Here is a 15507-nt window from a genome sequence, read left to right as displayed (position 1 = left end):
TTTTCTTTTACCAACAGGCATCTGGCGACAACTACTTGACCCGCATGCCCGGCTGGGCGCCGCTATCAGGAGACAGCAGAAACGGCCCGCCGCGCTCGTCGCTGGCCGCCAGCACCATGCCTTCCGACAAACCAAACTTCATCTTGCGCGGCGCCAGGTTGGCTACCATGACGGTCAGCCGCCCCTTGAGGCTCTCAGGATCATAGGCGGACTTGATGCCGGCAAATACCTGGCGCGGTTTTTCCTCGCCAATATCCAGCGTCAGCCGCAACAGCTTTTCCGCGCCTTCGACATGCTCGGCATTGGCGATGCGGGCAATACGCAGCTCCACCTTGGTGAAATTGTCAATGGAAATATAATTGCCATCTGCTGCTTCCTGCGCAGGCTGTTGCGCTGGCGCAGCCGTCGTGGCTTGCAGTGATTCCCTGTTGGCTTCCACCATGGCCTCGATCTGTTTGGGATCCACGCGGGTAATCAGGTGCTGGTAAGCCTCGATCTTGTGTCCGGCTGACAACGGCTGTGCAATATCGCCCCAAGCCAACGGCTTGATATTGAGGAAAACTTCAATGGACTGCGCCAGCTTGGGCAATACCGGCTTGAGGTACAAAGTCAACAGACGGAACATTTCCAGGGAGGCCGAACAGACTTCGTGCAGCTCAGCGCTCCGCTCCGGCTGCTTCGCCATCTCCCAAGGCGCATTTTCCGCGACATAGGCATTGGCCTTGTCCGCCAGCGCCATGATTTCGCGCAAGGCGCGCGCAGTGTCGCGGTTATTGAAACTGTCGCGTATGCTGTCGGCAGCCGCGCGCAGCTCGGCAATCACCGGGTTGTCGGACACGGCGGCCAGCGTGCCGTCAAAGCGTTTGGCAATGAAGCCCGCGGTACGGCTGGCGATATTGATGTACTTGCCCACCAAATCGCTATTCACGCGCGCGATGAAATCTTCCAGGTTGAGGTCGATATCCTCCATGGTGCCGTTGAGCTTGGCGGCATAGTAGTAACGCAGGTATTCCGGGTTCTGCACATGTTCGAGATAACTGCGCGCGGTGATGAAGGTGCCGCGCGACTTGGACATCTTCTCGCCGTTCACGGTGAGAAAACCATGGGCGAATATCTGCGTTGGCTGGCGGTGGCCCGAGAATTTCAAGGTGGCAGGCCAGAACAAGGCGTGGAAATACAGGATATCCTTGCCGATGAAGTGATACAGCTCGGCTTGACTGTCTGGCTTCCAGTATTCGTCGAAATCCAGGCCCTCGCGCGTTGCCAGGTTCTTGAAGCTTGCCATGTAGCCGATAGGCGCATCCAGCCAGACATAGAAATACTTGCCCGGCGCGTCGGGAATCTCGAAGCCGAAATACGGCGCGTCGCGGGAGATATCCCAATCCGCCAGGCCGGAGGCGAACCACTCGCCCATCTTGTTGGCGGCTTCCTGCTGCAAGGTGCCGGAGCGCGTCCAGTCCTTGAGAAAACCCTCGCACTCGCTCAGCTTGAAGAAATAGTGCTCGGTTTCCTTGCGCACAGGAGCCGCGCCCGATACTGCGGAATAAGGTGCAATCAATTCAGTCGGACTATAGGTCGTGCCGCATGCTTCGCAGGAGTCGCCATATTGGTCCTTGGCATGGCACTTGGGGCATTCCCCCTTGATGAAGCGGTCCGGCAGAAACATGTTCTTGACCGGGTCGTAGTATTGCTCGATGGTGCGTACCGCGATCTTGTCGTTGGCTTTCAGCTCGCGATAGATACGGCTGGAAAGCTCGCGATTTTCCTCGGAATTGGTCGAATAGTAGTTATCGAACTGCACGAGGAAATCACCGAAATCCGCAGCGTGCTCGGCATGCACGCGCTCAATCAATGTCTCGGGCGTGATGCCCTCCTTCTCGGCGCGCAACATGATGGGGGTGCCATGGGTATCGTCCGCACAAACGTAATGTACCGTATGCCCCTGCATCTTCTGGAAGCGCACCCAGATATCGCTCTGCACATATTCCACCATATGGCCCAGGTGAATACTGCCATTGGCATAAGGCAGCGCAGAAGTAACAAGGATTTTGCGTGATGCACCAGAAGATGGGTTTACGGACATAATGAATCTTTAAACGAAGCGACAAAGGAATCCGGCATTCTAACAAATTGCCGCGGTTTCACATAAGCAATACGCTTGCGCTAGAATGGCTTTTTCACACGTTCACAGGAAAAACCGTTCCATGTCACTTACCGAATCCCAGGTACAAGATGTCCTCCGTACCGTTATTGACCCGAATACAGGTAAGGATTTTGTCAGCAGCAAGTCGGTACGGCAGATCAGTATCAACGGACAGTATGTCACCGTGGATATTGTGCTGGACTACCCGGCTAAAAGTATCTTTGACGATCTCCGTGCCTTGGTCATTCAGGCCATCAAGACATTGCCGGAGGTGGACAACGTCACCGTGAGCATCAGCAGCCGTACCGTGTCGCACAGGGTACAACCTGGCGTACAGCTGATTCCCAATGTCAGGAATATCATTGCAGTCGCTTCCGGCAAGGGCGGCGTTGGCAAATCCACGACAGCGGTCAATCTCGCGCTGGCGCTCGCCGCCGAAGGTGCAAAAGTCGGCATTCTGGACGCAGACATTTATGGGCCTTCCCAACCACAGATGCTGGGCATCAACAGCAAGCCCGAAAGCACCGACGGCAAGACCATGGAGCCACTGGAACGCTACGGCATCCAGGCCATGTCCATTGGCTTCCTCATCGACGTAGATACTCCCATGATTTGGCGCGGCCCCATGGTCATCAGCGCCATGGAGCAACTGCTGCGCGAAACGCGCTGGAAAGACCTGGATTACCTTATCGTTGACCTGCCACCGGGTACAGGCGACATCCAGTTGACGCTATCACAGAAAGTACCAGTAACAGGCGCCATCATTGTCACTACCCCACAGGATATTGCCTTGCTGGATGCGCGCAAGGGATTGAAAATGTTCGAGAAGGTCAGCATCCCTATTCTCGGTATCGTGGAAAACATGAGTACGCACATCTGCTCGCAGTGCGGTCATGAGGAACATATTTTTGGCTCCGGCGGTGCCGCCAGGATGTGTGCTGATTACAACACCGAACTGCTGGGCAGCCTGCCATTGGATATCCGTATTCGGGAAGAAACTGACAATGGCACGCCAACAGTAGTGGCCGAACCGGCAGGACAAATTGCGGGGATCTACAAATCCATCGCCCGCCGTGCTGCAGTGAAGGTTACAGCACTAGGACGCGATCACAGCAGCAAGTTCCCCAATATCGTCATTCAGAAAACCTGATACCACATCATGACTGTCCAGCATTACGCAGGACGGTGAAAGAACAGGATGCCGCTCGGCATCCTGTTCTACATTACAGATTAACGCCGAATATATAGATATCCACGCCGTTCCTGGGCTTGATCAAACTGGCGGGGATACCTAGGCCCCCGCGCCAATTGTCCACAGCTTCCTGCTTGCCTGCGCCAGTGACGAAGAAAATTACTTCCTTTGCCTGGCTCAATCGGGCTGCGCTGATGGAGACACGTTCTGGCGGCGGTTTAGGCGCGCCGAATACCGGAACGGCTGCCTTAGCATCATCCCAGCTATGTCCGGGGAACAGGCTGGCAGTATGACCGTCCTCTCCCAACCCCAGCAACACTAAATCAAACTCTCCGACTTCGGCCAGCGTCTGGTTATACGCCTGCGCGGCATCCACTGGTCCGCGTTCGGCAGGGATATCATGAATCTGATCAGCAGGAATCGCCACATGCTTGAGCCAAGCCTCATGCGCCATCAAGCTGTTACGCTCTTCATGCTCTGGCGGCAGGCAACGATCATCGCCGTAATACACATGCCATTTGCTCCAGTCAGTGTCGATACCAGGCAGTAACTGATAAATGCTCTTGGGCGTGCTACCGCCAGCAAGCACGATGCTGAACCTGCCATGGCTGGCAATCGCGTTGCGCGCCGCCTCGGCAATACGCTCAACAGCGCTGTTGTTGAGCACCTCCTGCGCGGTAAACACCTGCCATCGGCTAATTTGCCCGTTGATGACCTGAGATTGTGTGGTATTTTGCATGATATAAAACCTTCAAGTTATAATTGCCAAGCTGCATTGGAAGAATTCTAACATTATCAACCCGGCTCCATCTTAATTCTGCATCGGCCTGCCCCAAAAGGAAGCGCCAGGGATTGCAGATGGCACCATCCTCATCAAGGAAGAATCAATGAAACTTGCAATTATCGGTCTGGGTAAAATGGGCGGCAATATGGCTCGCCGTCTCTTGAAACATGATATCGAAGTCGTCGGTTTTGACTTCAACAAAGATACTGTCAACCAGATTTCTCTGACTAACGGTATGTTACCAGCCAGTTCAGTTGAAGATGCCGTTTCCAAACTTTCTGGTGAACCCAAGAAAATTGTCTGGATCATGTTGCCCAGCGGTGATATCACCGAGAATCAAATCAAGGAGCTGGTTCCTCTGCTCAACAAGGGCGATATCATCATTGATGGCGGTAATTCCAACTATAAGCACAGCCAACGCCGTGGGGCATGGCTGGCTGAACATGGTATTGATTTCATTGATTGCGGTACTTCCGGCGGTATCTGGGGTTTGGATAATGGCTACTGTCTCATGTACGGCGGCCCCAAGGAAGCGGCTGATGTCGTTGCCCCCATCATGCAAGCGCTGGCGCATAAAGATCACGGCTGGGCCCATGTCGGCCCCGTGGGTTCTGGTCACTTCACCAAGATGATCCATAACGGCATCGAATATGGCATGATGCAGGCATTTGCCGAAGGCTTGGACCTGCTCAAGGGTAAGGAAGAGTTCAACCTCGATCTCGCCCAGATCACCGAACTCTGGCGCCATGGCTCCGTGGTTCGCAGCTGGCTGCTCGACCTGACCGCTGAAGCGCTGGCTCACGACCAGGAATTAGCTGCGATTGCTCCATATGTTGCAGATTCCGGCGAGGGCCGCTGGACCGTGGTGGAAGCCGTGGATCAAGGTGTTGCCGCGCCTGTCCTGACCTTGGCGTTGCAAATGCGTTTCGCCAGCCAGGAAGACACGGGCTACAGCTATAAATTGTTGTCCATGATGCGCAACGCATTTGGTGGTCACGCAGTCAAAACCCATTAATCCAGAACGGCAAGCCATTCGGCTTGCCTTCCCTCCTCATCAATCTGATTAGAGAACACTGTATGAAAGTCATCGATCCTTGTACCCTCGTACTGTTTGGAGCCAGCGGTAACCTTTCCCGCGTCAAACTCATGCCCGGCTTGTTCCGTCTGGATCAGGCAGGCCGCTTGCCCGAGAGCATGGCAATTTTGTCCGTGGGCCGTGGCCAGGTTTCCCGCGAGGCATGGCTGGCCGACATCAAGGGCATGCTGGATGCCAAGTTCCCCAAGGGTTATGACCAGGCAGTGTTCAAGCGCTTTATCGAGCGTCATCATTACCACGCAAACCCGCCTGATGATCCGACTTCCTTCACACGCCTGAAGGAAACCTTGTCCAACGAGGCCGTGTTCCCGCAGAACCTGGCGTTCTTCCTGTCCGTGCGCCCTTCCGACTTTGCCACCATTGTTGACCAACTGGCGGGCGTGGGCCTGACCCAGGAAGACAAATACTGGCGTCGCGTCGTGGTCGAGAAACCATTTGGCACCAATCTTGAGTCCGCGCAGGAACTGCAAGCTTCGATCACCAAGCACCTCAAGGAAAGTCAGATCTACCGCATCGACCACTATCTCGGCAAATCCGCATTGCAGAACATCATGCTGCAACGCTTTGCCAACACTGTCTTGGAGCCCTTGTGGAACAAGGACTACATCGATCATGTGCAGATCACCAACACTGAGCAACTGGGCGTGGGTGAACGCACCCAGTTCTACGACGCCACCGGCGCGCTGCGCGACATGATCCAGAGCCATGTGCTGCAGACGCTGGCGCTGACTGCAATGGAGCAGCCAGCCTCGCTCAGCCCTGATGACATCCGCGCTGAAAAGATCAAGGTGCTGGAATCCATCCGTCCGATTCCTGTCAACGAGCTGGAAAAGCACGCCTTCCGCGCACAATACAGCGCTGGCGAAGTCAAAGGCGAGAAAGTCCCTGGTTATCTGGAGGAATTGGGCGACAACAGCAGCGTGGTGGAAACCTATGCTGCGCTTAAATTATTCATCGACAATCCGCGCTGGAAAGGCGTGCCGTTCTATATCCGCACCGCCAAGCGCCTGCACGAGGCCGATACCCGCATCGCCATCCGCTTCAAGAAAGCGCCACTGCAACTGGGTAACGGCCAGGACCAGAACTGGCTCATCATCGGCATCCAGCCGCGCGAGTGCATCAAGCTGGAAATACAATCCAAGATTCCAGGCCTGGACATTGCCACACGCACCATCGAACTGGACGGTGCCAACCGCCAGGACGGCGACGAAACCATCGACGCTTACGAGGCATTGCTGCTCAACCTGATGGAAGGCGACAACTCACAATACCTGCACATCAGCGAAGTGGAAGCGCAATGGCGTCTAGTGGATCCGGTCATTGAGGCCTGGGCCAAAGACCGCAAGCCTGTGCACCAATATCCAGCAGGTAGTCGCGACCCAGAAGCTTCCAGAGTAATTTTCGAGCATGAAGACCAATTCTGGCGCTACAGCATCAAGCTGGGTGGCGATAAGTAATTCCTTTTTTAACTTAACCTGATGAAGCGCAGTTCTACAGATAGCCAAACGGCTATCTGTGACTACGCTTTTTGTCTTTTTAGCGGAAGCCCGTCACATGAGCATCAAATCCGACAAATGGATACGTCGCATGGCCGAACAACACGGCATGATAGAACCATTCGAGCCCAGCCTGATCCGCGAAGTCAATGGCCAGAAAATCGTCTCCTACGGCACCTCCAGCTATGGCTACGATATTCGCTGCGCCAATGAATTCAAAGTTTTCACCAATATCAACAGCACAATTGTCGATCCGAAGAATTTCGATCCCAATTCCTTTGTCGAATTCAACAGCGACTACTGCATCATTCCGCCGAATTCCTTCGCGCTGGCACGCACTGTGGAGTATTTCCGCATTCCGCGCAGCGTGCTGACTGTTTGTCTTGGTAAATCCACCTATGCGCGCTGCGGCATCATCGTGAATGTCACACCATTTGAACCCGAGTGGGAAGGTTATGTCACATTGGAATTCAGCAACACCACCCCGTTGCCAGCCAAGATCTACGCTGGCGAAGGATGCGCCCAGGTGCTGTTCTTCGAGTCTGACGAAGAGTGCGAAACTTCTTACAAGGACAGGGCCGGCAAGTACCAGGGACAGACAGGCGTGACCCTGCCGAAAATCTGAGTAATTCTGGATTTTTCTGTGTCAATCCTGTTTCATATAAATGATGCGTGAGTGTGCTATATTGCGCTTTTTTTAAATCCGGGCAGTCTTTTAATTAATCCGGACCGTCTTCGGAGGCCTTATGAAATTCCGCTTTCCCGTCGTCATCATTGACGAAGATTTCCGTTCAGAAAACTCTTCCGGCCTGGGCATTCGTGTGCTAGCCAAGGCCATTGAGGACGAGGGGTTCGAGGTGCTTGGCGTTACCAGCTACGGCGACCTCACTTCCTTTGCCCAGCAGCAAAGCCGCGCATCGGCATTCATCCTGTCGATAGACGACGAGGAATTCATTGAAGAATCTCCGGAGGCATTAGAAAACCTGCGCAAGTTCGTCGATGAAATCCGCTTTCGTAATGAAGAGATTCCCATCTTCCTGCACGGCGAAACCCGCACTTCGCGTCACATTCCCAATGAAATCCTGCGCGAGCTGAATGGATTCATCCATATGTTCGAAGACACCCCGGAATTCGTCGCCCGCTATATCGTCCGCGAAGCCCGTGCCTACCTCGACAGCCTGCCACCACCATTCTTCCGCGCCCTGACTCACTATGCCGCAGATGGTTCATATTCCTGGCACTGCCCCGGCCACTCCGGCGGCGTCGCTTTCCTCAAGTCACCGGTCGGCCAAATGTTCCATCAGTTCTTCGGCGAAAACATGCTGCGCGCCGACGTTTGCAATGCCGTGGACGAGCTAGGACAACTACTCGACCATACCGGGCCGGTTGCAGCGTCGGAGCGCAACGCCGCGCGCATCTTCAATTGCGACCACCTCTATTTCGTCACCAACGGCACCTCGACCTCCAATAAGATTGTATGGAATTCCACCGTTGCACCAGGCGACGTCGTGATTGTAGACCGCAACTGCCACAAGTCAGTGTTGCACTCGATTATCATGACCGGTGCTATCCCGATCTTTCTGATGCCGACCCGTAATCATTTCGGCATCATCGGCCCTATCCCGAAAGAGGAATTTTCCTGGGAGAACATCCAGAAAAAGCTGGAAGCCAACCCCTTCATCGGCGACAAGAACGTCAAGCCACGCGTGCTCACCATCACCCAGTCCACCTATGACGGCGTGCTCTACAACGTCGAAGAAATTAAGGAAATGCTCGATGGCAAGATCGACACCCTGCATTTCGACGAAGCCTGGCTGCCGCACGCCACCTTCCATGATTTTTACGGCGACTATCACGCCATCGGCGCGGATCGTCCGCGCTGCAAAGAATCCATGGTGTTCTCTACCCAGTCCACGCACAAACTGCTGGCTGGCCTGAGCCAAGCCTCGCAAATCCTGGTGCAGGACGCGCAGGATATTAAACTGGATCGCGACCTCTTCAACGAGGCCTACCTGATGCATACCTCCACCAGTCCGCAATACTCCATCATTGCCAGCTGCGATGTCGCTGCAGCGATGATGGAAGCGCCGGGCGGCACCGCCCTGGTGGAAGAATCCATCATGGAAGCACTGGATTTCCGCCGCGCCATGCGCAAGGTCGATGAAGAATGGGGTAATGACTGGTGGTTCAAGGTCTGGGGGCCGGACGATCTCTCCGAGGAAGGCATCGAGGAGCGCGCCTCCTGGATGCTTAAGGCGGGTGAGCGCTGGCACGGTTTCGGCAACCTCGCCGAAGGCTTCAACATGCTGGATCCAATCAAGGCCACCATCATCACACCCGGACTGGACGTTGATGGCGCCTTCTCCGATGATATCGGCATTCCTGCCGCCATCGTCACCAAATACCTGGCCGAGCATGGTGTAATTGTCGAGAAAACCGGCCTGTATTCCTTCTTTATCATGTTCACCATCGGCATCACCAAGGGCCGCTGGAACACCATGGTGACGGCATTGCAGCAGTTCAAGGACGATTACGACAAGAACCAGCCGCTATGGAAGGTATTGCCGGAGTTCGTCGCCAAGCACCCGCGTTACGAGCGCATCGGCCTGCGTGATTTATGCGCGCAAATCCACGCAGTCTACAAGGCCAATGACGTCGCCCGCCTGACGACGGAAATGTACCTGTCCAATATGGTGCCGGCAATGAAGCCAACGGATGCCTTTGCGCGCATGGCGCATCGCAAGATTGACCGGGTACTGATCGACGACCTCGAAGGCCGTATCACCGCCGTGCTGCTGACGCCCTATCCACCCGGCATCCCCTTGCTGATTCCTGGCGAACGCTTCAACCAGGTCATCATCAACTACCTGCGTTTCGCGCGTGACTTCAATGAACGCTTCCCTGGCTTTGAGACCGATGTTCATGGACTGGTGAAAGAAATTGTGGATGGCAAGGCACGTTATTACGTGGATTGCGTCGCCAACTGAAATTGACCTGATCGAGGAGAGCCTGCGGGATTATTTTCCGCAGGCTGGCCTTGCTTCTGCTGTTTCTGTGCTCGCTACTTTATGCGCTCATAAGTGATGTAACGGAATGGCAACCCCTTGGCACTGACCAGCGACTCATGTTCTGTTTCTTGCCAATCCCGCAGGTCAAACTCCGGCAAATGGGCATCGCCCGCAAAACTAGCATCGATCTCGGTTACATAGAGCCGGTCCGCGAGTTTCAACCCGTCACGGTACAACTCTGCTCCGCCGATCAGGAATACTTCATTATCATCGATTGCTAATGCCAAAGCCTGCTCCAGACTATGTGCAATCAAGGCGCCCGGTACCTGATAACCCTCATTGCGGGTGACAATGACAGTAGTGCGGTCCGGCAGCAAGCGGTTGAGGGATTCATAAGTCTTGCGGCCCATGATGATGTGATGCCCAGTAGTCAAGGCACGAAAACGCTTGAGATCTTCCGGCAAATGCCACGGCAGGGCGTTATTCAAACCAATGACGCGATCATGCGCCATGGCAACAATGAGAGATAAGTGTGTCATGCCGATATTATACTTGGTGTTGACATCCCGATCCTTGTAAGACAATCACCGTCTGCCCGTTGCCAGCAAGATAGTTTAAGATCAATTCCAGCAGACGCTCAGAGCTATGCGGGAAACATTCGCTCACCAAACAACATGGAATCAAGTTTTGCAGATCGCTTATCCAAAATCCTTCCTCACTCTGTTGCTGTTCGGTTTGGTCCTGACCATGCTGCCGCTGCTGTTCGCCTTCGGCAATGCCGCGATCTATCTTGACCGTCTAGCGACGCAAAGCCGTGATACCGTAACCCAGGCCGTGCAGGTGACACGCGCCAGCCGGGCGCTTGTGGAACAGATCACTTTCATGGAGCGCAGCGCCCGACAATATTTCGTGCTGGAAGATGAATTACTGCTCGACAATTATGCCAAGGCGCATGAGAAATTTGTGGATGCCTGGCATGAACTGGAGCAGTTGCCTCTGACCAATCTGCAGCAGAATGCGCTAGCCAAGCTGGCAGATGATGAACAATCACTGCTCCAGAGCATATTGCAGCACCCGGACCAGCCAACCTCTGCCGGAGACATCGTGGAGCGTTTTGCTGACCTGACAATCCAGGCGCAACAAATCCTTGATGAAAACAACCGGCAGATCGACCGGCAATCCATTATTCTCGCGGAAACCGCCGAACGCACCCAGCAAATCATGCTTTGGCAAACCCTAACCCTGGTTCCGGTCGCCATCCTTGTAGCCCTAATGATCACTTTTCTGGTCGCGCAACCCATCAGACGCATGGATGCCGCCATCCGCAAGCTGGGAGAAGGCAATTACTCGGAGCCAATCAGCATCGACGGCCCTGGAGACCTGCGCAATCTTGGAGAACGCCTCGACTGGCTGCGTGCGCAATTAAACGAACTCGACCAGCAAAAACAACGCTTCCTGCGCAATGTTTCCCACGAGCTTAAAACCCCGCTCACTGCCATTCGCGAAGGCAGCGAACTACTCAGCGACGAAGTAGGCGGCACTCTCACTCCGCAACAGCGCGAAATTGCAGGCATCCTGCGTGAAAGCACGCTTCGCCTGCAAAAAATGATAGAAAACCTGCTGAGTTATACAGCCGTGCAATTCCAGTCCCCGCCATTGAAACTGGAATCTGTCTCGCTGACCGGCCTGGCTGAGGAAATCCTTGCTGATTATTCCTTGACCATCAGCAGCAAGCATATCGACATCCAGCGTGATTTCTTCCCCACCACGCTCATGGCTGACCGGAAAAAAATACACTCCGTGATCGACAACCTAATTTCCAATGCGGTCAAATACACCACGCAATCCGGCTCTATTCGCATCAGCATCACCCAACAGGCCGAGCAGGCCATTATCGAGGTGCATGACAGCGGGCCAGGCGTCATGGCCGATGACACGGTAAAACTATTCGACCCTTTCTATCGTGGTCACAATGCCTATGAAAGTCTGGTGGGCGGCAGCGGGCTGGGGCTTTCGATCGCCAAGGAATATGTCGATGCCCACCACGGCCAAATCGTTTTATTGCCTTCCGAACGCGGGGCACATTTCCGCGTTACTCTTCCCTTGAAAGTTGAACCCAAATGAATTCCAGATATCAACTTATAACAGCAATGACATGCATGTTGCTCAGCGCATGCGCGCATCACTCCAAATCCGGTGCTCCTGCTGAGCCTAAACAGGAGCAATCTTCCCATCCGTCTGTATCACCCGCGCCTATTCAACCAGCATTCAATCCATCCGGCCTGCTGGAATTTGTTGATGACTTTTCAAATTTATCGCCAGAAGCGCAAAAAAAGGAACTGGCTGGAGTTCTGCATGAAATCAGCACAAACAGCAGCGATGTTCGGCAGAAAGTCCGGGCCGCCATCATTTACTCTATTCCCGGCAGCAAGCTGCGCGATCCGCTCAAGGCACAACCCTTGCTTGATGAATTGGCTCGCGAAAAACAGCTGAGCAAGGAAGAAAGCGCAATCGTATCCATATTGAGAGACAACAGCACGGAAATCATCAGGCTCGGCCAGCGTCTACGCGAGGAACAACGTCGTGCGGATGATAACCAACAAAAAGCCAATGCGCTGCAACAGAAGCTGGATGAACTGAAGCAAATTGAAAGGACCATGATGCAGAAATCGCTCAGGGATCCCAATCGGAGTAAGTAATAAATGATTGAAGCAGTAAAGAAAATTCTGACTGTCGATGACGACCCGGATATCCTCAAACTGATGGGAATGCGGCTGCAAGCCGCGGGTTATCAGGTTGTCGCTGCCTCCAATGCAGAAGAGGCTTTGTCGCAGATTGCCGTCAGCAGGCCCAGCCTGGTCATCACGGATCTGCGCATGCCGGGCATGGACGGCATGGCCTTGTTCGACGCCATCCATCAATCCGACCCGGCTCTGCCCGTCATCATGGTCACAGCTCACGGCTCCATTCCTGAAGCGGTTGATGCCACTCAGCGCGGCGTATTTGGCTTCCTCACCAAACCGTTCGATAGCAAATCCCTGCTGCAGCAGGTGGAAGCTGCTCTGCGCATAGGCACAGACCCGTTAATGCATTCCAGCGCAGAAAACGAGGACAACGATTGGCGTAAGACCATTATCACCCGCAGCCCCCAAATGGAAAACCTGCTGGGACAGGCGAAACTCATGGCGATTTCCGATGCCAGCGTATTCATCCAGGGCGAAAGCGGCACCGGCAAGGAACTATTGGCCCGCGCCATTCACCACGCCAGCCCACGCCGCAACAAGCCTTTCGTCGCCATCAATTGCGGCGCCATCCCTGAAGCGTTGCTGGAGTCGGAACTGTTCGGCCATAGCAAGGGCGCCTTCACTGGTGCTTTGCGCGATCATAAAGGCTTGTTCCAGATGGCTGATGGCGGAACGCTGTTTCTCGATGAAATCGGCGATATGCCGCTCCCCTTGCAGGTCAAGTTGCTACGTGCTTTGCAGGAACGCGCCATCCGACCAGTGGGTTCCAATGCCAGCATCAATATCGACGTCCGCATCATTTCAGCCACTCATCGCAACCTTGCCGAAGAAATGAAATCAGGCCGGTTCCGCGAAGACCTTTACTACCGTATCAATGTAGTTGGCCTGGAGATTCCAGCCCTGGCTGCGCGGCGGGAGGATATCGCGCTGCTCGCCAATAATTTCCTGAATGAAATTGCGAGCAAATATCGCAAAAAACTCAATGGATTCGCCCCTGAAGCACTGGAGCTCCTGATTGCCGCCCCATGGCCCGGCAATGTGCGCCAATTGCAGAATATTGTGGAACAAACCGTTGTACTCTGCACCACGCCGCTGATTCCAGCCAGCCTAGTACAAAAAGCGCTGCAGGAGGATATTGGCGGTATTGTGCCTTTCGAGATTGCCCGCAAGAATTTTGAGCGCAACTACTTGGTGAAGCTGCTCAAAGCTACCAACGGTAGCGTCACTCAAGCCGCACGCCTGGCCCAGCGCAACCGCACGGAGTTTTATAAATTGCTGCAACGCCATCAACTTACCCCAGCGTTATTCAAAAGCGACAACGCCAATAATTAACGTCTCCTTATAGAGACGGATATATTACTTATCTTTCAATTAGTTATGTTTAGTTTAGCAATACTGTCTCCTACAAGAGACAGTATTGCTATTTAAATTTTCCCAGTATTGAAATATAACAAATTGATTTTTAAAGAATTTAACGTGTTGGCACACTTCTTGTTATATATTTTCCAGATAGTTCTGGCTATCACCAGCAAGAAAAAATAAATAGTCTGGAGATGTAAATTTATGATGGGCTCCAATATCAAAAAAACACACCCCATGGTTCTGATAGCTGCAACCGCTATGACTGTTTTCAGTCTGATTGGCAGCGCCGTCATCACTGGCTTGATTCCAGTGAAACATACTTATCGCCCTGACTTGGCGCAGCAATTGATTACCGATCCCAATGCCGCCATGGTAATCAGCAGCACGCTCAACCAGAAAATGGATAATCTGCGTAATGGTGATCAACAACAGGCTACCTCCGCATGCCGGGATTGTGGTATCGTCGTCGCTATCCATTCGTTTGAGAACAGTGTGAACAGCCGCTATAACAAGGCTGAAGAGAATATGGCGGAAGCGACCTACCTGATCAAAGTTAAAATGGATAACGGACGCTTCCATATCGTCACCCAACACAGTACACCGCGTTGTGCCGTCGGTGACAATGTCAGGCTCAGAAGTGGCCGGTTGGTCAGTGCCTGAACTGAAAGTTTTATAGCAGGCCTTTATCCTCCCCGAGAAGGTCTGCTTTTTTTATTCAAAAACGAAAGCCCTGTATTTACAGGGCTTTTGTTCTTTATACATCGTTCAAGCTGTTGTGTTGACGTTTTGCCCGAGATGCGCGGGTAAATTGGCTACCGACGCCGATGGCACCGCTTCGATGAGTGCCATGGCATTCGACGCGCTAATATCCATGGCCTTTTTCAGTACTGTGGTACTAACTTCTTGCTGCAATCGCGTTGCAGCAAGATCAGTGGCAACACTGGCAATGCCTGTAACATCCATATTTCTGCTTCCTTCCTCTTTCTTCATGCTTGATAACAAACTAACGACAGCTGGAAGAATAAATTAAGCAATGAAATTATTTATCTGCAAAACCATGGCAACATGCAAAAAAAACGCTCCCGAAGGAGCGATCGACTGTCCGTCCAGTCAGAAATTTATTCTTTACCGATTTGGTAGAACTCTCGGTGAGACTCTACGATCTTACCACTAGTTGCATCAACTTCAACCTTGAATTCCTTGCCGTCCTTGGTCTTGATATCAAATTCATAGGTAGCAGCGCCATCTTCTTCAATCTCATACTCCACTTCCACGATCTCGCCTGGATGTGCAGTTAATGCAGTCTTGCGCGCTTCTTCTTCGCTTACCTTCTGTTTGGCCTTGAACAATGGATGGTCTGCTGAATCCACCTCTTGCTCAATTTCTACAACCTTACCGGTATTGGCATCACATTCTACATCCCAGGCAGTGCCATCAGCCGATTCGATATCAAATTCATAAACCGGAGTTTTGCCTTCCAGTTTATATTCCACCTTAACCACAGTACCTGGCTTTGCCTTCAACGCAGCCTGCAAGCAAGCTTCCATGCCCACTTTGTTTTTCGGAAATGCATCTGCCACTGCCAGTTGACTGCCTGCCAATAATGCCAATGCACTGATCGTTACACCAATCTTGTTCATGTTCATCCCCATCTTTTGGTTATTGATGGAACGAATTATATA

The 15507-nt window shown here is 53.1% G+C and carries 14 protein-coding genes; 9 read left to right on the top strand and 5 right to left on the bottom strand.

What is annotated here, in order from left to right:
* Positions 1-31 precede the first annotated feature (31 nt).
* Positions 32-2083, bottom strand: a complete 2052-nt coding sequence (gene metG / locus V7Z75_RS01285) for a methionine--tRNA ligase (protein ID WP_334106570.1) — start codon at positions 2081-2083, stop codon at positions 32-34.
* A gap of 121 nt (positions 2084-2204) precedes the next feature.
* On the opposite strand from metG, the gene apbC reads away from it, so the two are divergent.
* Complete coding sequence (gene apbC, locus V7Z75_RS01280; RefSeq protein WP_334106568.1) at positions 2205-3293, top strand: iron-sulfur cluster carrier protein ApbC; 1089 nt, start codon at positions 2205-2207, stop codon at positions 3291-3293.
* 73 nt (positions 3294-3366) lie between these two features.
* On the opposite strand, the gene pgl is transcribed toward apbC, so the two are convergent.
* A complete protein-coding gene (gene pgl / locus V7Z75_RS01275) occupies positions 3367-4074 on the bottom strand; it encodes a 6-phosphogluconolactonase (RefSeq protein WP_334106566.1) in 708 nt (235 codons plus the stop codon).
* A 148-nt stretch (positions 4075-4222) separates the two neighbouring features.
* Here pgl and gnd point away from each other — a divergent pair, with 148 nt between their 5' ends.
* The 4 genes from gnd (at position 4223) to V7Z75_RS01255 (ending at position 9698) form a co-directional block, all read left to right on the top strand.
* Positions 4223-5134 (top strand): phosphogluconate dehydrogenase (NAD(+)-dependent, decarboxylating), encoded by a 912-nt coding sequence (gene gnd / locus V7Z75_RS01270; RefSeq protein WP_334106565.1) that lies wholly within the window; start codon positions 4223-4225, stop codon positions 5132-5134.
* Between the two features lie 62 nt (positions 5135-5196).
* Complete coding sequence (gene zwf / locus V7Z75_RS01265; protein WP_334106564.1) at positions 5197-6672, top strand: glucose-6-phosphate dehydrogenase; 1476 nt, start codon at positions 5197-5199, stop codon at positions 6670-6672.
* 97 nt (positions 6673-6769) lie between these two features.
* The gene (gene dcd / locus V7Z75_RS01260; RefSeq protein WP_334106562.1) at positions 6770-7336 is read left to right on the top strand and encodes a dCTP deaminase; all 567 of its coding nucleotides are present in this window, start codon (positions 6770-6772) and stop codon (positions 7334-7336) included.
* 121 nt (positions 7337-7457) lie between these two features.
* Positions 7458-9698, top strand: a complete 2241-nt coding sequence (locus tag V7Z75_RS01255; protein ID WP_334106560.1) for an arginine/lysine/ornithine decarboxylase — start codon at positions 7458-7460, stop codon at positions 9696-9698.
* Between the two features lie 74 nt (positions 9699-9772).
* Here the strand turns inward: V7Z75_RS01255 and V7Z75_RS01250 are convergent, their stop codons facing one another.
* Positions 9773-10258 carry a dihydrofolate reductase gene (locus V7Z75_RS01250; RefSeq protein WP_334106559.1) on the bottom strand — a complete coding sequence of 162 codons (486 nt, stop codon included), beginning with the start codon at positions 10256-10258 and terminating at the stop codon, positions 9773-9775.
* A 148-nt stretch (positions 10259-10406) separates the two neighbouring features.
* Between V7Z75_RS01250 and V7Z75_RS01245 the strand changes: the two genes are divergently transcribed.
* The 4 genes from V7Z75_RS01245 to V7Z75_RS01230 all read left to right on the top strand — a co-directional run bounded on the left by V7Z75_RS01245 (position 10407) and on the right by V7Z75_RS01230 (position 14485).
* Positions 10407-11843: a sensor histidine kinase gene (locus tag V7Z75_RS01245; protein ID WP_334106557.1), complete on the top strand. Its 1437-nt coding sequence runs from the start codon at positions 10407-10409 to the stop codon at positions 11841-11843.
* A gap of 35 nt (positions 11844-11878) precedes the next feature.
* Positions 11879-12418: a hypothetical protein gene (locus V7Z75_RS01240; RefSeq protein ID WP_334106555.1), complete on the top strand. Its 540-nt coding sequence runs from the start codon at positions 11879-11881 to the stop codon at positions 12416-12418.
* A 3-nt stretch (positions 12419-12421) separates the two neighbouring features.
* On the top strand, positions 12422-13795 hold the full coding sequence (locus V7Z75_RS01235; protein ID WP_334106554.1) for a sigma 54-interacting transcriptional regulator: 1374 nt from the start codon (positions 12422-12424) through the stop codon (positions 13793-13795).
* 288 nt (positions 13796-14083) lie between these two features.
* A complete protein-coding gene (locus V7Z75_RS01230) occupies positions 14084-14485 on the top strand; it encodes a hypothetical protein (RefSeq protein WP_334106552.1) in 402 nt (133 codons plus the stop codon).
* Between the two features lie 105 nt (positions 14486-14590).
* On the opposite strand, the gene V7Z75_RS01225 is transcribed toward V7Z75_RS01230, so the two are convergent.
* Together V7Z75_RS01225 and V7Z75_RS01220 are read right to left on the bottom strand one after the other, a co-directional pair.
* Positions 14591-14815: a YjfB family protein gene (locus tag V7Z75_RS01225; protein WP_334106551.1), complete on the bottom strand. Its 225-nt coding sequence runs from the start codon at positions 14813-14815 to the stop codon at positions 14591-14593.
* Positions 14816-14943: 128 nt separating this feature from the next.
* On the bottom strand, positions 14944-15465 hold the full coding sequence (locus tag V7Z75_RS01220) for a PepSY domain-containing protein (protein WP_334106550.1): 522 nt from the start codon (positions 15463-15465) through the stop codon (positions 14944-14946).
* Positions 15466-15507: the final 42 nt, after the last annotated feature.

It is taken from the genome of Methylobacillus sp., from assembly GCF_036844465.1.
Lineage (GTDB): Bacteria > Pseudomonadota > Gammaproteobacteria > Burkholderiales > Methylophilaceae > Methylobacillus.
The sequence above is the reverse complement of the archived record's forward strand: the minus strand, read 5'-3'. Positions and strand labels throughout refer to the sequence as shown.